General features: G+C 67.4%; 22 protein-coding genes and 1 pseudogene. 8 read left to right on the top strand and 15 right to left on the bottom strand.

The genetic code is table 11. The features are described 5' to 3' along the window. Positions 1 to 17 precede the first annotated feature (17 nt). The 6 genes from V9K99_RS16500 to V9K99_RS16475 all read right to left on the bottom strand — a co-directional run bounded on the left by V9K99_RS16500 (position 18) and on the right by V9K99_RS16475 (position 6,057). Positions 18 to 1,373 carry an FAD-dependent oxidoreductase gene (locus V9K99_RS16500; RefSeq protein WP_337000109.1) on the bottom strand — a complete coding sequence of 452 codons (1,356 nt, stop codon included), beginning with the start codon at positions 1,371 to 1,373 and terminating at the stop codon, positions 18 to 20. A gap of 80 nt (positions 1,374 to 1,453) precedes the next feature. Beyond that, on the bottom strand, positions 1,454 to 2,266 hold the full coding sequence (locus V9K99_RS16495; RefSeq protein ID WP_337000110.1) for a response regulator transcription factor: 813 nt from the start codon (positions 2,264 to 2,266) through the stop codon (positions 1,454 to 1,456). Positions 2,267 to 2,271: 5 nt separating this feature from the next. After that, positions 2,272 to 3,171, bottom strand: a complete 900-nt coding sequence (gene pstB / locus V9K99_RS16490) for a phosphate ABC transporter ATP-binding protein PstB (protein WP_337000111.1) — start codon at positions 3,169 to 3,171, stop codon at positions 2,272 to 2,274. A 26-nt stretch (positions 3,172 to 3,197) separates the two neighbouring features. Then, the gene (pstA, locus tag V9K99_RS16485; RefSeq protein WP_337000112.1) at positions 3,198 to 4,094 is read right to left on the bottom strand and encodes a phosphate ABC transporter permease PstA; all 897 of its coding nucleotides are present in this window, start codon (positions 4,092 to 4,094) and stop codon (positions 3,198 to 3,200) included. Beyond that, positions 4,094 to 4,954 carry a phosphate ABC transporter permease subunit PstC gene (gene pstC, locus V9K99_RS16480; RefSeq protein ID WP_442914693.1) on the bottom strand — a complete coding sequence of 287 codons (861 nt, stop codon included), beginning with the start codon at positions 4,952 to 4,954 and terminating at the stop codon, positions 4,094 to 4,096. Before pstC ends, pstA begins: the two co-directional genes overlap by 1 nt. Before the next feature lie 134 nt (positions 4,955 to 5,088). Continuing rightward, positions 5,089 to 6,057 (bottom strand): PstS family phosphate ABC transporter substrate-binding protein, encoded by a 969-nt coding sequence (locus V9K99_RS16475; RefSeq protein ID WP_337000114.1) that lies wholly within the window; start codon positions 6,055 to 6,057, stop codon positions 5,089 to 5,091. Positions 6,058 to 6,266: 209 nt separating this feature from the next. Here V9K99_RS16475 and V9K99_RS16470 point away from each other — a divergent pair, with 209 nt between their 5' ends. The 3 genes from V9K99_RS16470 to V9K99_RS16460 all read left to right on the top strand — a co-directional run bounded on the left by V9K99_RS16470 (position 6,267) and on the right by V9K99_RS16460 (position 7,834). Next, the gene (locus V9K99_RS16470; RefSeq protein WP_337336401.1) at positions 6,267 to 6,794 is read left to right on the top strand and encodes a PhoX family protein; all 528 of its coding nucleotides are present in this window, start codon (positions 6,267 to 6,269) and stop codon (positions 6,792 to 6,794) included. A gap of 117 nt (positions 6,795 to 6,911) precedes the next feature. Further along, positions 6,912 to 7,280, top strand: a complete 369-nt coding sequence (locus tag V9K99_RS16465; protein WP_442914694.1) for an ArsR/SmtB family transcription factor — start codon at positions 6,912 to 6,914, stop codon at positions 7,278 to 7,280. A gap of 113 nt (positions 7,281 to 7,393) precedes the next feature. Further along, positions 7,394 to 7,834, top strand: a complete 441-nt coding sequence (locus V9K99_RS16460; protein WP_337000116.1) for an ArsR/SmtB family transcription factor — start codon at positions 7,394 to 7,396, stop codon at positions 7,832 to 7,834. Positions 7,835 to 7,941: 107 nt separating this feature from the next. Here V9K99_RS16460 and V9K99_RS16455 read toward each other — a convergent pair whose 3' ends face one another. From V9K99_RS16455 to V9K99_RS16440, 4 genes are read right to left on the bottom strand one after another with little or no spacing between them, the layout of a single operon-like run. Beyond that, positions 7,942 to 8,988, bottom strand: a complete 1,047-nt coding sequence (locus V9K99_RS16455) for an ABC transporter ATP-binding protein (RefSeq protein WP_337000117.1) — start codon at positions 8,986 to 8,988, stop codon at positions 7,942 to 7,944. Beyond that, a complete protein-coding gene (locus V9K99_RS16450; RefSeq protein WP_337000118.1) occupies positions 8,985 to 10,589 on the bottom strand; it encodes an ABC transporter permease in 1,605 nt (534 codons plus the stop codon). Before V9K99_RS16450 ends, V9K99_RS16455 begins: the two co-directional genes overlap by 4 nt. Further along, positions 10,573 to 11,598, bottom strand: coding sequence for an iron ABC transporter substrate-binding protein (locus V9K99_RS16445; RefSeq protein WP_337000119.1), 1,026 nt, complete (start codon positions 11,596 to 11,598; stop codon positions 10,573 to 10,575). Before V9K99_RS16445 ends, V9K99_RS16450 begins: the two co-directional genes overlap by 17 nt. A gap of 2 nt (positions 11,599 to 11,600) precedes the next feature. Beyond that, complete coding sequence (locus V9K99_RS16440) at positions 11,601 to 14,195, bottom strand: AMP-binding protein (protein ID WP_337000120.1); 2,595 nt, start codon at positions 14,193 to 14,195, stop codon at positions 11,601 to 11,603. 24 nt (positions 14,196 to 14,219) lie between these two features. Between V9K99_RS16440 and V9K99_RS42745 the strand changes: the two are divergent. Further along, positions 14,220 to 14,480: pseudogene (locus tag V9K99_RS42745) on the top strand (hypothetical protein); the annotation flags it as partial. Positions 14,481 to 14,522: 42 nt separating this feature from the next. Continuing rightward, a complete protein-coding gene (locus V9K99_RS16430; protein ID WP_337000122.1) occupies positions 14,523 to 14,783 on the top strand; it encodes a hypothetical protein in 261 nt (86 codons plus the stop codon). A 32-nt stretch (positions 14,784 to 14,815) separates the two neighbouring features. Here the strand turns inward: V9K99_RS16430 and V9K99_RS16425 are convergent, their stop codons facing one another. The 4 genes from V9K99_RS16425 to V9K99_RS16410 form a co-directional block, all read right to left on the bottom strand. Beyond that, positions 14,816 to 16,063 carry an RNA polymerase sigma factor gene (locus tag V9K99_RS16425; protein ID WP_442914695.1) on the bottom strand — a complete coding sequence of 416 codons (1,248 nt, stop codon included), beginning with the start codon at positions 16,061 to 16,063 and terminating at the stop codon, positions 14,816 to 14,818. 1 nt (position 16,064) lies between these two features. Continuing rightward, a complete protein-coding gene (locus V9K99_RS16420) occupies positions 16,065 to 16,439 on the bottom strand; it encodes a YciI family protein (protein WP_337000123.1) in 375 nt (124 codons plus the stop codon). Then, the gene (locus tag V9K99_RS16415; RefSeq protein ID WP_337000124.1) at positions 16,436 to 16,885 is read right to left on the bottom strand and encodes a hypothetical protein; all 450 of its coding nucleotides are present in this window, start codon (positions 16,883 to 16,885) and stop codon (positions 16,436 to 16,438) included. The genes V9K99_RS16420 and V9K99_RS16415 overlap by 4 nt, the downstream gene beginning before the upstream one ends. A 93-nt stretch (positions 16,886 to 16,978) precedes the next feature. Continuing rightward, positions 16,979 to 17,491: a DinB family protein gene (locus V9K99_RS16410; protein ID WP_337000125.1), complete on the bottom strand. Its 513-nt coding sequence runs from the start codon at positions 17,489 to 17,491 to the stop codon at positions 16,979 to 16,981. Positions 17,492 to 17,576: 85 nt separating this feature from the next. Here V9K99_RS16410 and V9K99_RS16405 point away from each other — a divergent pair, with 85 nt between their 5' ends. The 3 genes from V9K99_RS16405 to V9K99_RS16395 are packed head-to-tail and all read left to right on the top strand — an operon-like array spanning position 17,577 to position 19,400. Then, positions 17,577 to 18,455 (top strand): ClpX C4-type zinc finger protein, encoded by an 879-nt coding sequence (locus tag V9K99_RS16405; RefSeq protein ID WP_337000126.1) that lies wholly within the window; start codon positions 17,577 to 17,579, stop codon positions 18,453 to 18,455. Between the two features lie 34 nt (positions 18,456 to 18,489). After that, positions 18,490 to 18,876, top strand: coding sequence for a MerR family transcriptional regulator (locus tag V9K99_RS16400; RefSeq protein ID WP_337000127.1), 387 nt, complete (start codon positions 18,490 to 18,492; stop codon positions 18,874 to 18,876). After that, positions 18,873 to 19,400, top strand: a complete 528-nt coding sequence (locus tag V9K99_RS16395) for a hypothetical protein (RefSeq protein ID WP_337000128.1) — start codon at positions 18,873 to 18,875, stop codon at positions 19,398 to 19,400. The genes V9K99_RS16400 and V9K99_RS16395 overlap by 4 nt, the downstream gene beginning before the upstream one ends. A 179-nt stretch (positions 19,401 to 19,579) precedes the next feature. On the opposite strand, the gene V9K99_RS16390 is transcribed toward V9K99_RS16395, so the two are convergent. Next, positions 19,580 to 20,212 carry a CBS domain-containing protein gene (locus V9K99_RS16390; protein WP_337000129.1) on the bottom strand — a complete coding sequence of 211 codons (633 nt, stop codon included), beginning with the start codon at positions 20,210 to 20,212 and terminating at the stop codon, positions 19,580 to 19,582. Positions 20,213 to 20,306 lie beyond the last annotated feature (94 nt).

Below are 20,306 nucleotides of genomic sequence, written 5' to 3'. Positions count from 1 at the left end.
TCCGTGGGTGGTGCCGGTTATCGCGCTGCGAGCCAGTGCTGTGCGGCGAGCTGGATGGCGTCCCATGGGCTGCCAAGGGGCGGGGTGTAGGAGAGATCGAGGTCGAGCAGTTGCTCAACGGTCAGGCCCGTCTGCAGTGCAACGGCGTACGTGTCGACGCGTTTGGCGATCTCGGCGCCGTGCGTGCCGACCAGTTGGGCGCCGAGGAGGAGGCCGTTGTCGCGGTCGCCGGTGAGGCGGATCTGGATCGGGGTCGCGCCGGGGTAGTAGCGCTTGTGGTCGTCGGCGACGGTCTGCACGGTCAGCGGCTGATAGCCGGCGGCACCGGCCTCGTCGTCGCGGAGCCCCGTTGCGGCCACGACGCGGTCGAAGACTCGGACGACCTGAGTGCCGACGATTCCGGCGAACTCCTTGGCGCCGCCCGCCACGTTCTCGCCCGCGACCCGGCCCTGTTTGTGGGCCGTCGTTCCGAGCGGCACGTACGTCGGTTCCGGCAGCAGCGTGTGATGGGTGTGGACACAATCCCCGGCGGCCCAGATGTCTGCGACGTTGGTGCGCATCCGGCGGTCGACGATGATCGCGCCGCGGTCGTCGACCTGCACTCCGGCGGATGCCGCCAGCGAGCTCGACGGGGTCACACCGCTGACGACCAGTACGGCGTCCGCCGTCCACTTTTCGTTGTCGGCGACGACCGCGAGCTGATCGCCGTATCGGGCGATCTCGGTCACGGTGGTGCCGCAGCTGACCTCGACGCCATGGGTCCGGAGTTCGGCGGAGATCTCGTCGGCGAGTTCGCGGTCAAGAGTGCGGGGGAGGACTGTCTCGAGGCGTTCCAGCACGGCGACGCCGATGCCGCGGGTCGTGAGTGCTTCGGCCATCTCGATGCCGATGTACCCGGCGCCGATGGTCACGACCTGCCGCGCGCCGCGTCGTACCAGGTCGACGTCTAGCTCGCGGGCCTCGTCCATCGTGTGGAGCAGGTGAACGCCGTCGGCTGGGCCGAGCCTGTCCAGGCCGCCGATGGGTGGCCGGAGCGGCTCGGCGCCGGTCCCGATCACCAGGCGGTCGTAGCCGAACTCGGCAGGTCCGTCATCGGTCGTGGCGGTGACGACTTTCCTGGCCGGATCGATGGCGGTGACGGTGTGGTTGATCCGCACCTGGACACCGGTGGATTCGATCTCGTCCAAGGTGCGGTGGGCCAGGTTCTGCCAGTCCGGGACCTCGCCGGACAGGTGGTAGGGGATGCCGCAGATGGAGAAGTTCGGGTAGGCGTCGGCGACCAGCATGGTGACGGTGCTCGCAGGCGCGTACTCACGTGCCCGCAGTGCGGCGCTGATCCCCGCATCGGAACCGCCAATCACCAGAATCCGCATTGTCCTGAGCTCCTGTCGTCCGCAGCAGACTTTGCCTCAGGCAAGCAAACCACGGCGACGCGCGGTCACCCACCGCGTCATCATTGGGCGAACTTCTGGTCGACAACGGGTGCTGTCGGCGGCACCTTGAACTGATAGCCGAGCCCGCGGATCACCTTGATCCATTGTGGACCTTGCTCGTCGTCGCAGAGTCGTTTGCGAAGCCGCATGATGTGCACGTTGAGCGTGTTGCTGCGCACCTTCGCGCCCTTTCCCCAGACCGCGTCGAGCACCTCCTGCCGCGTCACCAGGACACCAGGCCGTTCGGCGAAGAATCTGAGCAGCAGGAACTCCATCGGCGGCAGCTCGATCTGGCGGCCGTCGAGCCACATCTGGGGTACGGCGCCGTCCACCCGGAGCCGACCGAGATCCAGAGCCAGCGGGCGCAGGTCGACCTGATTCGGCGCAGGCGCGAGTGAGTTGATCAGGGCGAGCAGTTCGCGGACCCGGTACGGGCGCGGGACCACGGCGCTCGCGCCGGCGTCGCTGGCACGGCTGGTGAACTCGGCACAACCCGTGTCCGCACCGACGATGACCGGCTGTTCGGGGTCGTCGGCCCGGAGTATGTGGAGGAAGTCGATCGGGTCCAGTCGCCCGCCGCCCGGGCCGAGGAGAACGACGTCCGGGCACAGCTTGCCGACGTGGAGCAGCGCTTCCGCGGCGTCGGTGCAGACGTGGACTTCCAGCGGTTGCCCGACCGCGGCTGCCAGCAGCTCGTCAACCTCCGCACCGTGATCGACGACCAGCACCGAGATCCGGAACTGCAGCTTCCGTTGGACCGGGTGGCCGGATCGCCGGCGGGTGCGGACGGGGTGGCTGCGCGACTCCGGGGCGTTCATCATCGGGGCGGTCATGGCGATCAGCCGAACCGGCCGGTTATGTAGGCCTCGGTGCGTTTGTCGGACGGGTTGCCGAAGATCTTGCTGGTGTTGTCGAACTCGACCAGCCGGCCGGTGCGCTGGCCGTGTTCGTCGGCGGCTGCGGTGAAGAACGCCGTACGGTGCGAGACGCGGGCGGCCTGCTGCATGTTGTGGGTGACGATGATGATCGTGTAGGTCTTGGCCAGGTCGACCATCAGGTCTTCGATCTTCGCGGTAGCGATCGGGTCGAGTGCCGAGCACGGCTCGTCCATCAGGATCACCTCCGGACTGGTGGCGATCGTGCGCGCGATGCAGAGCCGCTGCTGCTGGCCGCCGGACAGGCCGTAGGCGCTCTGCTTGAGCTTGTCCTTCACCTCGTCCCACAAGGCCGCGCCGTGCAGTGCCCGCTCGACCACGTCGTCCATGTCCTTGGGCTTCATGCCGGTGACGCGGGGGCCGTAGGCGACGTTGTCGTAGATCGACTTCGGGAACGGGTTCGGCTTCTGGAACACCATGCCGATCCGGCGCCGTACCTCGATGACGTCGACGTCGGCGCCGTACATGTCGACGCCGTGGAACCTGACGTCACCGAAGACCTTCGCGCCGGGGACGAGGTCGTTCATCCGGTTCAGGCAGCGCAGGACGGTCGACTTGCCGCAGCCGGACGGGCCGATCAGTGCGGTGATCTCCTTGCTGCTGAAGACCAAGTCGACATCCGCGACGGCGAGGAACTTCTCGTAGTAGACCTCGAGGTCGCGTAGCTCGATGACGCCGTCGGGCTCGGCCGATGGCGATCGGTGGTTGGTCCGGTCGCCGAGTTCGACGTGGATCTCGTGCGGTGCGCCCTCCGCTCCGCGTGTCTCGGGAACGGTGGCCAGGTCGGGTTCGACGTTGGTCATGGGGTGGTCTCCCGGGGTGGTCATGGTCACCAGCGGTGCTGGTAGCGGTTGCGTAGCCAGATCGCGACGGCGTTCATGGCGAGCAGGACGACGATGAGCAGCAGGATGGCGGCGTACGCGAGGTCGCGGAACGCGTCGCGGTCCTGTGGGACGAGGTTGTAGATCTGCACCGGCAGCGTCGTGTACTTCGACAGCACGCCGTCCGGGTTGAAGGTGACGAACGTGGTCGCACCGACCAGGATCAACGGAGCCGCTTCACCGATGGCCCGCGACATGGCCAGGATCGAGCCGGTCGCGATTCCTGGTACGGCGGCCGGCAGCACCTGACGCCAGGTGGTCTGCCATTGGGTGGCACCGAGGGCCAGGGACCCGTCGCGGATCTCGCGGGGAATGGCACGCAACGCCTCCCTGGTGGTGATGATGATGACTGGCAGGATGAGCAACGCGAGTGCGATACCGCCGGCCATGACGACCGCGCCGATCGACACCGGTCCGCGGACGACGAAGCCGAGGGTGAGGATGCCGTAGATGACCGCGGGGACGGCGGCCAGGTTCTGGATGTTCAGCTCGATGGCGCGGTTCCACCACTTCGCCGGATTCGCATACTCCTCCAGGTAGACCGCCGCGGCGATGCCCAGCGGAAGCGCGATCAGCGCCGTGATCCCGCCCACCCAGAAGGTGCCGAAGAGAGCGGATTGGACACCCGCGGTCTCCGGACGGATCTTCGACGGCTGATTGGTCACGAGGTTCGCGTCGAGGCGTCCCAGTCCTTTCTGGACGATGACCGCGAGTACGAAGAACAAGAACACGCAGATCAGGGCGAGGCACAGCCACAGCACTGCCGCAAACACGGCCGAGGTGATGCCGTCACGGTTCCGGGTCCGGCTGAGCATGTTTGCCCGGGGCAACGTTGTGGTGGTCATCAGTAAGCCTGCCTGTACTTGCGCACCAAGCGGATGCTGGCCATGTTGATCAGGAGGGTGATCGCGAACAGCAGCGCGCCGACGGCGAACAACGAGTAGTAGACCGGTGAGCCCTGCGGCGCGTCTCCGCTGGCGATCTGGGCGATGAAGCCGGTCATCGTCTGGGCGCCCTCGCGTGGGTCGAAGGTCAACTGGGCCCGGCTGCCGGCCGCGATGGTGACGATCATCGTCTCCCCGACCGCGCGGGAGATCCCAAGCACGATCGCCGCGACGATGCCGGACAGCGCAGCCGGGAAGACGACCCGGAGCGTGGTCTTCATCCGGTTCGCGCCGAGCGCATAGGACCCTTGCCGCAGCGCCAGCGGTACGGCGGACATCGCGTCCTCACTGAGCGATGCGACCGTCGGGACGATCATGAAGCCCATCACGATGCCTGGCGAGAGCATGTTGTGGATCGTGTTGAACTGGACCAGATTGCCGATGATCGGCGTGAAGATCGTCAGCGCCAGGAAGCCGTAGACCACGGTGGGGATGCCGGCCAGCACCTCGAGCACCGGCTTGAGCACCTTGCGGACCCGCTCGGACGCGTACTCGCTGAGGTAGATCGCCGCACCCAGCCCCAGCGGTACGGCCACAGCCAGCGCGATGAAGGTGATGATCATGGTGGCGGCGACGAGCGGAAGCACGCCCCAGGCCTTGTCGGTCCAGCTGAACTTGTTGCCGAAGCCGGCGGTCCACTCGGTGCCGAAGAGGAAGTCACCGAGGCCGACGTGGGTGAAGAAGGTGACCGTCGGGGCGAGCAGGGACAAGACGATGCCGATGGTGACGGCGACGGACAACCAGGCCGCGCCGACGAGCACGACCTTGATGATCCGTTCGCCGTTCCGTGGGTTCTGCTGGCGCAGATCGACCGTAGGACCTCGCCAGGCGGGCGGGTGGCTCCTCCTCGCCGAGGAGCCACCTGTCGCCGTTCCAGCCGTTGTCTCCGGCATGGTCACTGGGCCTTCAGCTTGTCCAGTTCGGTCTTCGCGGTCGCCTTCTGGGCGTCCGTCAACGGCACGAACTTGGCCGCCTCGACGATCTCCTGGTTCTTCTCCAGGTAGAACTCGACGAACGCGAGTACCTGCTTCTTCTGCAGGCCCTTGTCCGACGGGTAGATGAACAGCGGGCGGGCCAGCGGCGTGTAGCTGCCGTCCTGCGCGGTAGCCACCGACGGCTCGACACAGCCCTTGCCGCCGTCGATCTTCAGCGCCTTGAGCTTGTCCGCGTTCTCCTCGAAGTAGGAGAAACCGAAGTACCCGAGGGCGCCCTTGGCACCGGACACACCCTGGACGGTGACGTTGTCGTCCTCGGTCGGGTTGTAGTCGGTGCGGCTGTCGCCTTCCTTGCCGTTGATCTCAGCGGTGAAGTAGTCGAACGTGCCGGAGTCCGACCCCGCGCCGTACAGCGGCAGCGGCTCGTTCGGGAACTTCGGGTCGACCTGGTTCCAGGTCTTCACCTTCGAGCCCGGCTCCCAGATCGCCTTCAGCTGGGCGACGGTGAGGCAGTCGACCCAGTTGTTCTCCTTGTTCACCACGACGGTGAGTGCGTCGTTGGCGACCTGGAGCTCGGAGTACTTGACGCCGTTCTTGTCACACAGCGCCTTCTCCTCGTCCTTGATCGGCCGGGACGCGTCGGAGATGTCGGTCTCGCCGGCGCAGAACTTCTTGAACCCGCCACCGGTGCCGGAGGTGCCGACGGCGACGTCGACACCGCTCTGCTCCTCCTTGAAGAGCTCGCCCGCGGCCGCGGTGAGCGGCTCGACGGTGCTGGAGCCGTCGACGACCACCTGGCCGGACACGGCATCACCGCTGCCGCTGTCCCCCGAGGAGTCGTTGTTGTTCCCACCGCACGCCGACAGAGCGAGCAGGGCAGCCGCCGAGACGGCGACGTAACGCATGTGTTTGACCGCGCGGATGACCACCGGACAACCCTCCAAGTAGTAGGCCCCGGAGACCCGGGACACCGCGAGTTGTCACGCGTTCACGTGACAACTAGATCGAAGAAGTTCAATGTAAACGCCAGGTGAACGGATGGTGATCTGCGGGGTCCACATAGACGAATGTCGATGTATTCGAATCGGCGGGTGATCGGGCGGACTCGGCCAGTGGTCGTTCACCTGATGGTCACGGACTGGCCACCGACAACTACATAGATGAGCAGCACGGCCAGATCTTCGAGCTCGTCGAGGACGGCGGGAACCACGCCAGCGAGACCTTCACCTGGTCGCTACCGATCGTGTGCGGTGACCCGGCGGATCCGTCGACGTACTTCGCCGGCTACGACAAGACGAAGGTGTCGCCGATCTCGTGCCCGGACAACCTCGACTTCGATGCCCAGGGCAACTTGTGGATCTCGACCGACGGCAACGCGCTGGTGGACCACACCGGGACGAACTTCAACGACGGTCTGTTCGCGGTTGCGGTCGAAGGGCCGGAACGGGGTAAGGCGAAGCAGTTCCTGTCGGTTCCGCGGGGCGCCGAGCAGGCGTCGGCGTACGTCGTACCGGACAACAAGTCGGTCGTCGTGTCGGTCCAGCACCCCGGCGAGATCACCGGCGCATCGGTGGACAAACCGGCCAGCACCTGGCCCGACGGCAACTTCGCCCGGCCCGCGGTGGTCGTCACCTGGCGGCCCGACGGCGGCGAGATCGGCGCCTGAGGACACGAGCCGGCCGCTCTGCTGCTCGGGGCGGCCGGCCCTGTTCTGTGTGTCTGACGGGTGAACATACTCGCGCCCAATACGTCTTCTGAGGCCGCAGGGATCTACACTGGAATGGTGAGCCCTCGTCAAAGCGCCGCGAGAGTCGGTGCGCCCAGCAACGACAGTGCTCACCAGGTGACCGGTGTCGCGATCGACCGGGACGAGGCCGAGCGGCTGGCCGTCGTACTGAAGGCCCTCTCGGATCCGACCCGACTGCAGCTCCTCGCGATGATCGAGGCCAGCCCGAACGGCGAGGCGTGTGTCAACGACCTGACCGAGCCGCTCGAGCTCAGTCAGCCGACGATCAGCCACCACCTGAAGATCCTCGTCACCGCGGGCATCCTCGCCCGTGACAAGCGCGGACTCTGGTCGTGGTACTCGATCGTGCCGGAGCAGCTGCAGACTCTTCACTCTCTCCTGCCCGGCCCTACCTTCCTGCGGTAGCCAGGGCTCGGACGACGTACCGGGCGTCGCGGGATACTCCACGGAGGGTGTTCGACGAGAAGGATCGCTGGAACTCGACTCCGAGGTAGGCCAAGCCTGGGTGGGTGCGCGAGATGCCACGAGTGCATGTCGCGGCCGCCACGAACCTGCGGTACGAACTGGACGGGACGTCGTACCGCCAGAGTCACCTTGGCGACCTCGGCGAGCTCGTAGCCGACCTGGATCGCGGAGTTGCCGGCGCCGACCACGACGCGGCTCCCGTCGAGCCGGTCGAGCTCCGCGCCGCCACCCACGACTTCCTCAAGGCTCTCTCGAGCCCGACCCGGCAGCGCATCATCCTCCTCTTCGCCCGCGGCGCCGAGCTCTCGGTGAACGAGGTCGCCGAACAGGCCGGCATCGGCCAATCCACCGCCTCCCAGCAACTCGACATCCTCCGACGCGGCGGCGTCGTCACCCCCGCCGCGAAGGCAAAACAGTCCTCTACCGAGCCGACAAAGAAGGGCACCTCCGCCGCCCTCTGCGACCTCCAGGCCTACCTACAGAACTGCTGCTGACCACACACACGGCCGAGGCGCTGGCCGTCGCGCTTCTCCTGCTGGCTATGCGGCTACCCGCAGAGACCGTGTTTGCTACGGATCAGCCTGCCCAGGTCGGCGAGATCTCAGTCCGAGCCGGACGGGTTCGGGAATGAGCGGACTTTGCCTGGTACGACGACGCTGACCAGATCGCCGGGACGGGGTGCGCCCTGACCGGGGACCCGTGCCACGAGGCGGGTCGTGGTGTCGGTGAGGTCGAGTCGGACCATGGCGTCCGGACCGTGGTAGGCGATCGAGGTCACCCGCGCGGCCAGACCCGACGGAGTGCCGAGCACGAGCTGTTCTGGCCGAAGCATGACGAGGCGGTGGCCGGTGGCGGGTTCGGCGAGGTCGAGTTTGCCCAGGACACAGTCGACGACGCGGCCGTCTGCGAGTCCGGGCAACAGCATCGTGTCGCCGAGGAACGCTCCGACCTCGGGTGTGGCCGGGGCGTCGTACACCTCCGCGGGGCTGCCGATCTGAGCAAATCGGCCGTCGAGCATCACCGCCACCTGGTCGGCGAATGAGAGTGCCTCAGCCTGATCGTGCGTTACCAGGACCGTGGTGGCGCCGCGTTCGGCGAGGGCAGTCAGGGTCGCCTCGCGGGTGGCGGCGCGCAGCGCGGTGTCGAGCGACGAGAAGGGCTCGTCCAGGAGTACGACGGCAGGTTCGCGAGCCAGCGCCCGGGCAAGTGCGACACGCTGTTGCTGGCCGCCGGACAGTTCGTCCGGCCGGCGCAGGGCAAGGCTTGGCGACAGCCCGACGAGTTCGAGGAGTGCTCCGACCTGCGTCGCGCGGCGGCGTTCGGCCCGGGGGAGTCCGAACAGGATGTTGCCGGTGACATCGAGATGCGGGAACAACGCGCCGTCCTGGCGGACGTAGCCGATCCCACGGCGTTCTGGTGCGACCAGCACCTGCCCGTCGGTGAGAACCTTCCCGCCGATCTCGATCCGGCCGTGCGTCGGCCGGACGAAGCCGGCCAGGGCCCGCAGCAGCGTGGTCTTGCCGCTACCGGATGGTCCGAGTACGGCGGTGGTGCCGCCCGGGCGCACCTGCAGACTGACTTGATCCAGCACCGGTGGACCGCCGTACCCGAAGGTCAGGTCGCTGATCGTGATGCCGGCGCTCGTCATCGCTGGTCCAGGATGTGCCGACGCAGCAGCACGGTGAGCGGGGCTGACAGAACGATCATCGCCGCGGCGTACGGCGCACTCGCCACGTAGTCCAGTTCGTCACTCGCGGACCAGAACGCAGTTGCCAGCGTCTCGGTTCCAGTCGGGGCGAGCAGCAGGGTCGCGGTCAGTTCGGTCACCGTCGCGAGGAAGACGAGGACGAATCCGGTCAGCGCGGACGGGAGCACGAGCGGGATCACCACGCGGGCAAAGGTACCCGGCCCGGACACGCCGAGCGATCGCGACGCCTCGATCAGCTCGGTCGGCGCCGCGGCCAGACCGGATCGCCAGGCCACCATCGCCCTGGGCAGGAAGAGGATCGTGTACGCCGCCACCGCGAGCGCAGCGGTCTGGTACACGGGCCGGGCCCAGTGCACCGCAAGGGTCACGAGTGCCAGCCCGATCACGACACCTGGTAGCGCGCTCGCGACGTAGGTCACGCGCTCCAGCATCACCGCCAGCCGAGATGGATAGCGGTGCAGCAACCAGGCCCCCGGCAACGCGGCCACGATTGTCGCCAGTCCGGCCAGCAGGGCCAGACCGACGCTCGAGCCGGTTGCCGCGAGCAACGAGCTCGCATCCACCGCGCTGTCGGCGATCGCCCGTTCCAGCCAGCGCAGCACGATCACGGCGGGCACCATGACAGCCAGTCCGACCAGTACGGCGAGCGCGCCGAGTGCCGGAAAGGTCCACACACCAAGTCGGTGGGCGATCGGCCGCTGCCGTGCTCCCGACCCGAGCCGGGCGATCCGCCGCCTGCCGCGCAGGGGGATTTCGATGGCGAGCAGACCAAGGCACAGCACGACGAGCACTGTCGCCAGCAAGCTTCCGGCGGCGTTGCTGAACCCGACCGCGAACTGCTGCAGGATCGCCGTGGTGAACGTCGGGTACCGCATCATCTGCAGAACCCCGAACTCGGCCAGCAGATGCAGCGCGACCAGCAGCGCACCGCCCGCGACCGCCGGCCGCAGTTGCGGAAGCACGACCCGGAGCACCGCTCCCGGTCCGGAAGCGCCGAGTGAACGGGCGGCGTCGAGATGACCTTGGTCGAGGGCGCGGAGCAGGGCGGCTACCGGGAGGAAGACGAACGGATAGTAGGCGAGGGCAGTGACGAACACCGCCCCGCCGAGCCCTTGGACCGATGGCAGGACTGAGGTCCAGGCGTAGCTGCTCACGAAGGCCGGGATAGCGAGCGGCATCAGCAGCAACGTCCGCCAGATCCCGGCGCCGGGCAAGGTGGTTCGCTCCACCAGCCAGGCCGCGCCACACCCGAGTAGCACGGTCACGGGAACCGTGAGTGCCAGGAGCAGGAGTGTGTTGCCGAGCAACTCGGCAGTCCTCGGCCGGAACAAAAGCCTTGACGCCTCGGCGGTGCCGGCCGACCCGGCCTGACCGAACACTACGAGCACTGGCGCTACAAGCAGTACGGCGACCAGTACAGCGGCCACTAGCACGAGCCACGGCGGCCGAACGGGCCGGGTCGGCCTGACGACGGCTACGTCGACCGCCGGGTCGTCGTACCGGACAACCGGATCGGTGCGAAGGTCAGAGGATGCCGGCATCGGTCATCAATCTGGTGACCGCGTCGGAGTTCAGGGTGAACGGGTCGACTGGCGGTGCCTGCAGCGTGGTCAGCGCGGGCAGCGCGGGCGCGGAGGCAACTCCGGTCCCGACCGCGTACTCCATCGACTGGGAGTCGACGAGCACTTTCTGGCCTGCCTTGCTGGTGATGTACGCAAGGAACTTGCGTGCTTCGGCGGGTTTCTTCGCGCCGGCCAGGACCGCGCCGCCCGACAGCGACACGAACGCGCCCGGATCCTGGTTGCGGAAGTAGTGCAGCTGGGTGTTGCCGCTGCCCTCCTTGGTGCCGGCCTGGTCGCGGTACCAGTAGTAGTGGTAGATCACGCCGCAGGGGAGCTCGCCGGCGTTCACAGATTTCATCGTGGCGATGTTGTTCTGCAACGCCCGGGCGTTGTTCTTCAAGCCGCTCAGCCACTCGGTCGTCTTCTGCTCACCCTGCCCGGCGAGCATTCCGGCGACGATCGCCTGGAAGTCCGCGCCGCCAGGTGCACAACCCCAGCGGTCCTTCCACTCCGGTCCGGCGAGATCCATCAAGGACTTCGGCAGGTCGGTCTTGGGGAGTTTCGACGGGTTGTAGACCATCACCGTGGACCGGGCGGCGATGGAGATCCAGGCCTTCGAGGACGGCATGAGGTTGGCCGGCACCTGGGCACGGGTCGCTTGCTCGACCGGAGCGAGGAGCTTGTTCCGCTCGACCAGGGTCATCGCGGGGCTGTTCTCGGTGAGGAATACGTCGGCGGGGGACTGGGATCCCTCGGTCACGATCTGGTGGCCCATCGAGGAATCGGAGCCCTTGCGGATCTGCACCTTGATACCGGTCGCCGCGGTGAACGCCTCCGCCCACGCCTTGGTGAGGTTCTCGTGCTGCGCGGAGTACACCTGCAGCGAGCCGGGGTCCGCGACATATCCCTCCTCGGACTTCGACCCGCAGCCCACCAGGCCCATCGTGCCGAGGGCTCCGAGGCCGGTCAGGAATGTGCGTCGACGCATGGTCAAACCTCTCTCACAGAGTGCTTCGCCGTCTCGAGACGACGGATCAGGGGGCCACCGGTGGAACCCGGCAACGGCAGCCGGCGCAGCGCATAGGTGCTGACCGCGCAGAACATGAGGCCGGCCACGAGTGCGGCGGCAAACTGAACGATCGGGGTATCGAAGAACGCGAACACCTGGAACTGCACCAGGTAGATGTGCAACGAGGCGGCAGCCAGTGCGCCGAGCGGTCTGACGAGCAGGCGCGGAACCGGCAAGGTCGGCAGGAACGCCAGCACGAGGAGCCCGACCTGGATGGTCAGATTGCGTTCCCACGAAGGGAAGAAGCCGATCGTCGCCGACAGTGCGATGACAGCCGTGATCAGCCGACGCCGCCCAGTGTCCGCGACGGCCATCGCGAGCCCGGCGACGAACAGCCAGGCCACTGTGCCCGGTAGGCCCCGCACCGGCCCGTCGAACAGCGCGAGCACCAGGTAACGCGGCACCAGCAAGACGGCCAGAGCGACGATGGCCGTGCGCCACGGGTCGGTGACGTACGCCGCCCGCACGCGTGGCACTGCCAGCAGCGCGGTCGTGATCGCCGACGCCAGCAGCAGGGCCTCCACGAACCAGAAGATGTTGATGTCCCGTGGCCGAACCAGCCAGTGGACGAGCGCGAGATTCGACCAATGGATGGACTTGAACCCGAAGACCATCACGGCGGCCACCACGAGTGCCGGTACGGCGATTCCGATCGCACCCCGGACGGTCCGACGTACCCGGTCGGCCGTTTCCTGAGCGGTGAGCACGTACCGGGCGAACAGGAATCCGGCGACCGCGAGCAGGATGTGCGCGCCGCCCGCGAGGCGGAACAGTGCGACGTGACTGCCGCAGATTGTGATCACGGCCGCGCCGCGCAGGAGCACAGTCGTCTCGACCCGCTGGGTCAGGGCACGCCGGGCCGGCGGACGCCTGCTGGCGGCGAGCTCGACCAGCTCGCGTACTGGCCGGTGATGCCAGTCGGCCGGCAGTTCTCCGATCAGCCGGGTCAGCCCGAGGGACGCCGCGACGTGATTGAACGAGTCGCCGCCGAGCTCCGCGAATGATCGGTCAGGTTCGATCGCGCCACGACCGACGAGCGGTGCCAGGACATTCGTGACCGCGGTCAGCGAGTCGCTCGCCATGATCGGGGAGTCCTCGCGGGCGGTGTGCAACGCGGCACAGGCGCGGCGATCCGGTTTGCCATTGGGCAGGACCGGGAGGTCGGGGACCTCGTGCTCCGAGATCACTGACCCGCCGAGGCCGGCGGCCGACGATGCCTGGTGACGGATCGCTGCCGGCTCCTGGCCACACGCCCGGTAGGTGACCTGAAGCTGTTCGTCGGTTCCGGTGACACAGCACGGAACACCGTTGGCCCGCAGGGCACGCTCGACCTGGCCGAGGTCGATCCGGATGCCCATGATCTTCACGTGGTCGGAGCGCCGGCCGACGATCCGGACCAGACCGTCGGCGTCGATCCTGGCCAGATCGCCGGTGCGCAGTTCGCTGTGCATCCGGCCGAGCGCGAGGTCGTCGGGGTGCTCGGCGTACCCGAGCATCACGCCAGGACCGGTGAACACGAGTTCGCCGACCGGGCCTTCGGCGGGATCGGTGTCGGAGGGCTGCTCGATGCCGGCCGGGTCCAACCGGAACGCCGAGCCCGCGATCGGCCATCCCACAGCGTCTGGGTACTGGCCGGCCAGCTCCGGTGGGAGCACCGCCATCCGGGCGGTCGCCTCGGTCTGCCCGTACATGACCGCAAGTCCCCAGCCGTCCACCCGGCCGCGCGCGTCCAGCTCGCGTACCCGTGCGGCCGGCAGCGCCCCACCGGCTTGGGCGAGCAGCCGGAGCGAGGGCAAGTCGTCCAGGACTCCCTGTACGTCGAGAAGGTCGACCACATGTGGCGTCGCGGGGAGCAAACTGACTCGGTTCCTCCGCAGCTCCTCGGCGAAGGCGGAGTCGGTTACCGAGCCGTGCCACAGCACCGCGGTCGCGCCGGCCCGGAGCTGGGCGTGCAGCACCGACAGGCCGAAGCAGTAATGCAGCGGTAGCGAACTGACTGCCCGATCGTCAGGGCTGATCGACAGCGCTGCTGCTATCGCGTCCGCGTTGCTGACGAGATTGGTGCGGCTGAGTCGCACCAGCTTGGGCGAGCCGGTGCTACCGGAGGTGCTCAGCAGCAGTGCGAGGTCCGGGTGTAGCTCGTGCCGCGGATCGGTGTCGTGATCCAGCGGGCCGCCGGTCGGACCTGTGAAGGTGCCGTTGTCCCGGAGCCATACATCCGGAGGGTAGGTAGTCGTGATCGATGCGTGTTCGGGCGGAGTGACCAACGCGACATGCCCGGCCTTGAGGACGGCTAGGTAGCCGAGCACCAGGTCGCGCTGCGCCGCGAGCGGAATGTGCACCAGCCGGCGCCCGGTGTGAACGGCGGGCAGGCTGGCGGCGAGCGCGTCGACTCGGTCGGAAAGCGCTTGATAGCTGAGCAGTCCGGCCGCATCAATGAGGGCAGGACGGTGAGCCTCGGCGGTGGCGGACACCAGGACGGTGGTGGCCGTGAGCCGGGCTTGCGGCGGGAACACGAGGTGAGGCTAACCTAAGAATTCATGACTGCTCAACAACCCCCGACGGTGACAGTTTTTACCGTCGGTCTGGCCTGTGCAGACATTGGTTTACTCGACCTGCTGGACGATCGGGAGCGCTCGCGCGTTGCCCGCTGTGCAGGCGAGGCGGATCGCGGCCGGATGCTGCTCGGGGCCGCCCTCCTGCGAGCCGCCGCCGGCACGCTGCTGGGTGTTCCTGCCGCTGAGTTGAGGGTGGACCGCACCTGTACCGATTGCGGCGGTGGGCATGGCCGGCCGATTGTGCTTGGTGCCGACCTTGACGTCTCGGTATCACACAGTGGCAGCGTGGTGACAGTAGCCGCGCTCAGTGGTGGCGGCCGGGTCGGCGTGGATGTCGAGCGGGTAGGCGACCGGCCGGTGGCCGAGGTCCTTGCGTGGACGATCGCCGAAGCACGGTTCAAGGCGGGCGGCGGGCTCGGCCTGACGGTCCACGAACTTCCAGCACCAGCACCTGGTCATGTGCTGACAGTCGCCTCCGACCGGCCGGACGCCACTGTCGAAGTGGTCGACGGAGCCGCGCTGCTCAGGAAAGGTTCCGGCAGGTAGAACCTTCGGCTTCGTGTCCTGCGCCGGGGATATCAGGAGTCGCCGGCGGTGGATTTCTCGCCGGGAGTCAGGCGGTTGGCGCGGGCGAGTAGGTAGCGCTGTTCTGGAGTGCTCGTGGTTTGCTGGGCGGCGAGGCGGTAGTGGTGGACGGCGGCGGGCAGGTCGCCGGACGTCTCGAGCAGATGCGCGCGGACCGCCGCGAGCCGGTGGTGTTCGGTGAAGCGTGGGTCGTCGGCCAGATCATCAAGGAGCCGGAGGCCCGCCGCGGGGCCGTGCACCATGCCGGCAGCGACGGCGCGGTTCAGCCTGACCATCGGGTTGTCGGACGACCGCTCCAGCAGCGTGTACAGCCCGAGAATCTGCTTCCAGTCGGTGCTCTCGGCATCGGGCGCCTCATCGTGTACGGCGGCGATCGCGGCCTGCAACTGGTACGGCCCGGCCTTTCCCCGTGACATCGCGGCCGTGAGCAGGTCAATGCCCTCAGCAATCATTTCGGCGTTCCAGCGGCGGCGGTCCTGCTCGTGCATCGGGATCAGTACGCCGTCCGCGCCGGCCCGGGCAGGCCGTCGGGCATCGGTCAGCAGCATCAGCGCAAGCAGGCCCGCGACCTCCCCGTCGGCGGGCAGCAATCCATGCAGCATCCGGGTGAGCCGGATCGCCTCGGTGGAGAGCTCCACCCGGTTCAGCTCCGGTCCGGAGGTCGCTGTGTAACCCTCGTTGAAGATCAGATACAGAACCTCCAGTACTGCGTCCAGGCGAACGGCCCGTTCGTCGGCAGACGGCAGTCGAAAGGTGGATCCAGCGGCCTTGATCCGCTGCTTGGCCCGGCTGATGCGCTGTCCCACCGTCGGCACCGGCAACAGGTAGGCCCGGGCGATCTCCTCGGTCGTCAGACCGCCCACGGCCCGCAACGTGAGCGCGATCTGTGACTCGCGGCTGAGTGCCGGGTGGCAGCACAGGAACAGGATGACCAGCGAGTCGTCCTGATCTGCCGACGGCGGCCCCTCGGCTGGTGGGAGTTGCCGAGTCGCATCGATGGCCTCGCGGTCCCGCCTGGCTTGGTCCTGGCGCAACTGGTCGATCATCTTGCGGGATGCCACCCGGATCAGCCAGGGCCGTGGATCGGCCGGAATGCCGTCGACCGGCCAACCGGTCGCGGCGACCAGCAGCGCCTCCTGGACCGCGTCCTCGGCGGTGTCGAAGTGTCCGTAGCGCCGTACCAGCGCACCGAGGACCTGCGGCGCGAGGTCACGCAGCAGGTCCTCGATCCGTCCGATCACGTCAGCTCCCGACGGTCCCGTCGGGTCCGTCCGGGATCGGCCGGATCTCGACGGTGTCGCCGATCGCCTCGACGATCCGGGCGGCGATCTCCACCGCCCGGTCCTGGGTGGCCGTGTCCACGATGGCGTAGCTGGCCAGGACTTCCTTGAACTCGGCGTACGGGCCGTCGACCGCCACCGCACCCTTGTCGGTCTTGCGGACCGTGGTGGTCAGCGAGGGGTCGGCCAGTCCCTCGGTCGAGACGAACTCGCCGGACTCGGTCAGCTCCCGGCCGAGGTCCTCGTAGAACTGGCACATGGCGAGGAACTCCGGACTGCTGGTGTCCACCGCTTCCCAGTCGGCCTTGTTCGTGTAGGCAAGCAGGATGTACTTCACTCTTCGCCCTTTCTCGTCATGGTGGACTGGTAGCCCCCGCCGCCGGGGTAGACCCAGGCGCCGTCCATCCGGGTGTCGCCGTCGGTGAAGGTTCCCCGGAAGTACGCCGGTGAGCCCTTCTCGCCACCCCAGATGGTCAGGGTGTCGCCCTCGAGTTCGTACACGTAGTCGAGGGTGTTCCCCTCGGCGTCGTAGAACCTGGACTTCACGTCCTCACCCGGTGCGGCACCGAACGGCCGCTCGTTGCCGATCACCTCCAGGCCGTTGATCTCGTGACCCTCCTGGTTCATCCGGACTCGCTGGAGCAGGAAGTAGCCGCCTTCCATCCACTCGTACGTCACCATGCCGGTGGTGCCCCCGGACAAGATCCACTCACCGACCAGCCGGTCGAGCCGGCGCACGGCCTCGCTGGGCTGGGGAACGGGTGGGAACTCGTACTCGGTCATCTCGGTCCATCCTTTCGAGGTTGCCTTGATGCCGCTACCTCGAAGCCACCGGGCCGACTTCGACAGCTTTCACCAAGATTCTTTCGAGAGGGCTCAGCTCAGGGTGAGCTGCCGACGGTGGAAGTCGAAGTGCTGCGTCGGGAAGCGGTACACGTCGGCGAGCGTCATGTACTCCTTGAAGAACGGATCCCAGCGGGTCGGGTAGTGCATGCCCCGCTCCAGATCCGCTTCTCGCTCCGCATCCAATCGTCGATGCAGCTTGTCGATCACGTGGTCGAACATCACCACCATGCGCTCCGGGCTCACCGTGTTACCGGCGGCGTACGACCCCAGAAAGTTGACGACATCGAACGGCTTGGTCCCCGCATTCAGGACCCAGGCGAACCGCCTACTGGCCCCCGTGGGCAGTCGCCCGAACACTCGCACCAACCTCAGCAGCGCCCGAATGATCAGATAGCCGAGCAGCATGTGGAACAGCAGTTGCCGGTTGTTCCATTGCGTCCCGTTCGACGGTCTGCGCAAGGCGGCGTCGTCGGCCTGCTCCACGAGTTGGTGAAACTCGCGTCGGGCCCGATCGAACTCCTCGTGCGCCAGCGTCCGATCCATGTCTCATGGTCGATCTCGATGATGCTCGTGCCAAGGTCGACAACGTGATCTTGTCGCCAGTCCATCGACAACTTAGGGTTGTCGAATGGACGTCAGTACCCGGGCGTTGATCGAGGCAGTGGTCAGTCAGGCTCCGGCCCAGGATCCGCTCGTGCTGCTCGAGACGGCGGTGATGGTCGCCGAGCAGGTGGGCAGGATGGCCGACGGGATGGTCGATCACTACGTCGGTGCTGCTCGGGCGGCCGGGTTGTCGTGGACTGTGATCGGGGAGCGGCTGGGGGTTTCCAAGCAGGCTGCGCGGCAGCGATTCTCGCCTCGAGTGGAGGGGGAGAGCGGTACGGCGGTGAGCGGAGAACTTCCTGCTGTGGCGCCTCGGCTGTCGGCGTGCCTGGAGGTTGCGCATGCGGCTGCCGAGGCTGAGGGAACTGTTGCCGGCACGCAGCATCTACTCCTCGGGTTACTGCACGTTGGCGTTGCCGCGAATGTGCTCGACCGGCTCGGCGTGACGCGCGAGGCAGTGACTGAGGCGAGTGCCCGGCTCTTGACGTCACGTGACGCTGACGGTGGTCGCGTTGCTGGCGACGGTGAGGCGGAGAGCGCGGTAGAGAGAGCGCGGCGCTTCGCAGCGGGCAGAGGGCAGAACCTGACACTGACCGAGCATCTGCTGTTCGTGCTGGCGCTCGACGCAGGCTCGTCGGCGCGGCGCCTGCTCGACGATCTGGGAGTCGAGCCGGCCAGAGTCAAGAAGGGGCTCGCCGACGTGCTCCCACCGCCACCGCGGTCCGGGCGACGTGGTCGTCGTACTGGAAAGCCCGACCGGGACGGATTGGCTTGCTCGTTCTGCGGGTGCACTGACGCCGACCGGGTGATGGTCAGCGGGCCCGGCGTACGGATCTGCAGTGAATGCGTCGTCCTGGCGACGGAGATCGTCGCCACCACCGAGGCCGAGCGACTGCGGGGTTGACTCTGTAGTCAGGTCCGGGGTTGACGATGGAGGCATGCGAACGAGTGAGTTGGCCGTCCGCGCTGGGGTGAAAACAGAGACGCTGCGGTACTACGAGCGGCGTGGACTGCTCGCGGAGCCGCCGCGGACGTCGGGTGGTTATCGGGACTATCCGGTGTCGGCTGTGGAGTTGCTGCGGTTCGTGAAGCGTGCGCAGGAACTCGGGTTCACGCTGGACGAGGTGGTGGAGTTGCTGCACCTCGACGGTGGCGGGCCGGACAGCTGTGATGCCGCACGGGAACTGGCCGAGCATCGACGGGATGATCTGGCGGCGCGGATCCGCGATCTGCAGCGGATGCACGATTCGCTGACCGAGTTGGTCGAGACGTGCCATCTGCCGCGCGCGGACCGCCACTGCGCGTTCCTGGAGGCAATCAAATGAGACTCGAGGTGCTGCACGTTCCGGATTGCCCGAACCTGCCTCTGCTGCTGGAACGTCTTGCCCAGGTGACGGATCTGCCCGTGATGACCCGAGTGATCGACTCGGATGACGAGGCGGCGCGGTTCGGCATGGCAGGGTCGCCGACGCTGCTAGTCGACGGCATCGATCCGTTCGCTGCATCGGGAGACTACAGCCTCTCGTGTCGGCTGTACCGCGACCACGACGGCCGGGTCGTCTCGGTTCCTTCGATCGAGCAGTTGCGCTCGGCAATCAACGGCCGCTCGACGCGGCCACCCGGCTCTTCGGCCACTTGCTTGCCACCGACGTGCCCGGCTTGCAGCAGCGCGGACCTGCCTGACTCAGCAATCCTGCTGTCGAATGCGGACCGCCAGGCCATCACAATTGTGGAGCTCGGGGCGTTCGTCTGTGGGAGCCGCTCGCGACCGCGTCATTGTGATGGCCTGGGCGTCCGCCGCCTCGGGGAAGATCCTGAATCGTCCCTGAGGCCGGTTCATCCGTCTTGACTCCGTACCTGGGTACGGCTCGCACGCTGCGGTGAAAGGTCAAGACGGAGGTGCGGCGATGGACATCCTTCTACGGGGTGCCCCGACCACCGCAGTGGTCGCCGACGGCTTTCAGTTGCCGCACCCAGATCGCCCAGGGCACACCCCGCACCCCTACGCACCTCGCCGAGCTCCTGGCCTCAGCCCTCGACACTCCTCAAGACCGGTAGCGATGGCGAGGTGCTACCCGGGCGGACGCGGATCGCGACTACTCCTCGGACGGTGCCGGTGAGGACCTCGGCCAGGCGGCGCTCGTGTGGGTCGGTGGGGCCTGTGACGGTTACGGTGCCGTCGTGGACCTCGACGGTCCAGGCTGGGTTCTCGGTCGTGAGCAGTTCGCTGACGTCACCTCGGATCCGCTGGTCGCGGCCGGCCAGCAGGTGGATGATGTCGCTGCGGCTGAGCATCCCGACGACCTTCTGATCATCGAGCACCGGCAGGCTCTTGATCATCGTCGTCCGCATCAGGTCGATGGCCGTGTCGAGATCGTCGTCCGGGCGCACACTCACCACCAGGTGCGTCATCACCTCGGCGACGCGCCGTACCGGTGACGGGCCGGTCATCCGGACGGCGGCGATCGGCACGCGGTCGTGGATGAGTTCGGCGTCGCCCACCAGGTCGGCCTCACTGACGAGCCCGACCAGGTGACCCGCGCGGTCGACCACCGGCATCGCGGTGATCCGGTGGGTGTCCAGCAGTTGAAGGGCCGCGGCGATCGGCGTCTCGCCGGTCACAGTAACGGCCGGTGCTGTCATCAGCTCTTGGATCAACACGATCCCCACCTCATCCTGCCCTCGTAGGTTCACCTTCACCATGGATCTGCGGCGGCGTCCGGCGCAGGGGCGAAGGTCCCGTTCGCTGCGGTCT

It is taken from the genome of Kribbella sp. CCNWLW201 (genome assembly GCF_037203805.1).
Taxonomy (GTDB): domain Bacteria; phylum Actinomycetota; class Actinomycetes; order Propionibacteriales; family Kribbellaceae; genus Kribbella.
This window is presented reverse-complemented; position numbering and strand designations above follow the sequence as displayed.

What these genes read in the sequence shown, in the direction of transcription:
- V9K99_RS16500 (WP_337000109.1), bottom strand. Translation starts at nt 1,373, where the DNA reads ATGCGGATTCTGGTGATTGGCGGTTCCGATGCGGGGATCAGCGCCGCA.
- V9K99_RS16495 (WP_337000110.1), bottom strand. Translation starts at nt 2,266, where the DNA reads ATGACCGCCCCGATGATGAACGCCCCGGAGTCGCGCAGCCACCCCGTC.
- pstB (WP_337000111.1), bottom strand. Translation starts at nt 3,171, where the DNA reads ATGACCAACGTCGAACCCGACCTGGCCACCGTTCCCGAGACACGCGGA.
- pstA (WP_337000112.1), bottom strand. Translation starts at nt 4,094, where the DNA reads ATGACCACCACAACGTTGCCCCGGGCAAACATGCTCAGCCGGACCCGG.
- V9K99_RS16460 (WP_337000116.1), top strand. Translation starts at nt 7,394, where the DNA reads ATGCCACGAGTGCATGTCGCGGCCGCCACGAACCTGCGGTACGAACTG.
- V9K99_RS16455 (WP_337000117.1), bottom strand. Translation starts at nt 8,988, where the DNA reads ATGACGAGCGCCGGCATCACGATCAGCGACCTGACCTTCGGGTACGGC.
- V9K99_RS16450 (WP_337000118.1), bottom strand. Translation starts at nt 10,589, where the DNA reads ATGCCGGCATCCTCTGACCTTCGCACCGATCCGGTTGTCCGGTACGAC.
- V9K99_RS16445 (WP_337000119.1), bottom strand. Translation starts at nt 11,598, where the DNA reads ATGCGTCGACGCACATTCCTGACCGGCCTCGGAGCCCTCGGCACGATG.
- V9K99_RS16415 (WP_337000124.1), bottom strand. Translation starts at nt 16,885, where the DNA reads ATGACCGAGTACGAGTTCCCACCCGTTCCCCAGCCCAGCGAGGCCGTG.
- V9K99_RS16410 (WP_337000125.1), bottom strand. Translation starts at nt 17,491, where the DNA reads ATGGATCGGACGCTGGCGCACGAGGAGTTCGATCGGGCCCGACGCGAG.
- V9K99_RS16405 (WP_337000126.1), top strand. Translation starts at nt 17,577, where the DNA reads ATGGACGTCAGTACCCGGGCGTTGATCGAGGCAGTGGTCAGTCAGGCT.
- V9K99_RS16400 (WP_337000127.1), top strand. Translation starts at nt 18,490, where the DNA reads ATGCGAACGAGTGAGTTGGCCGTCCGCGCTGGGGTGAAAACAGAGACG.
- V9K99_RS16395 (WP_337000128.1), top strand. Translation starts at nt 18,873, where the DNA reads ATGAGACTCGAGGTGCTGCACGTTCCGGATTGCCCGAACCTGCCTCTG.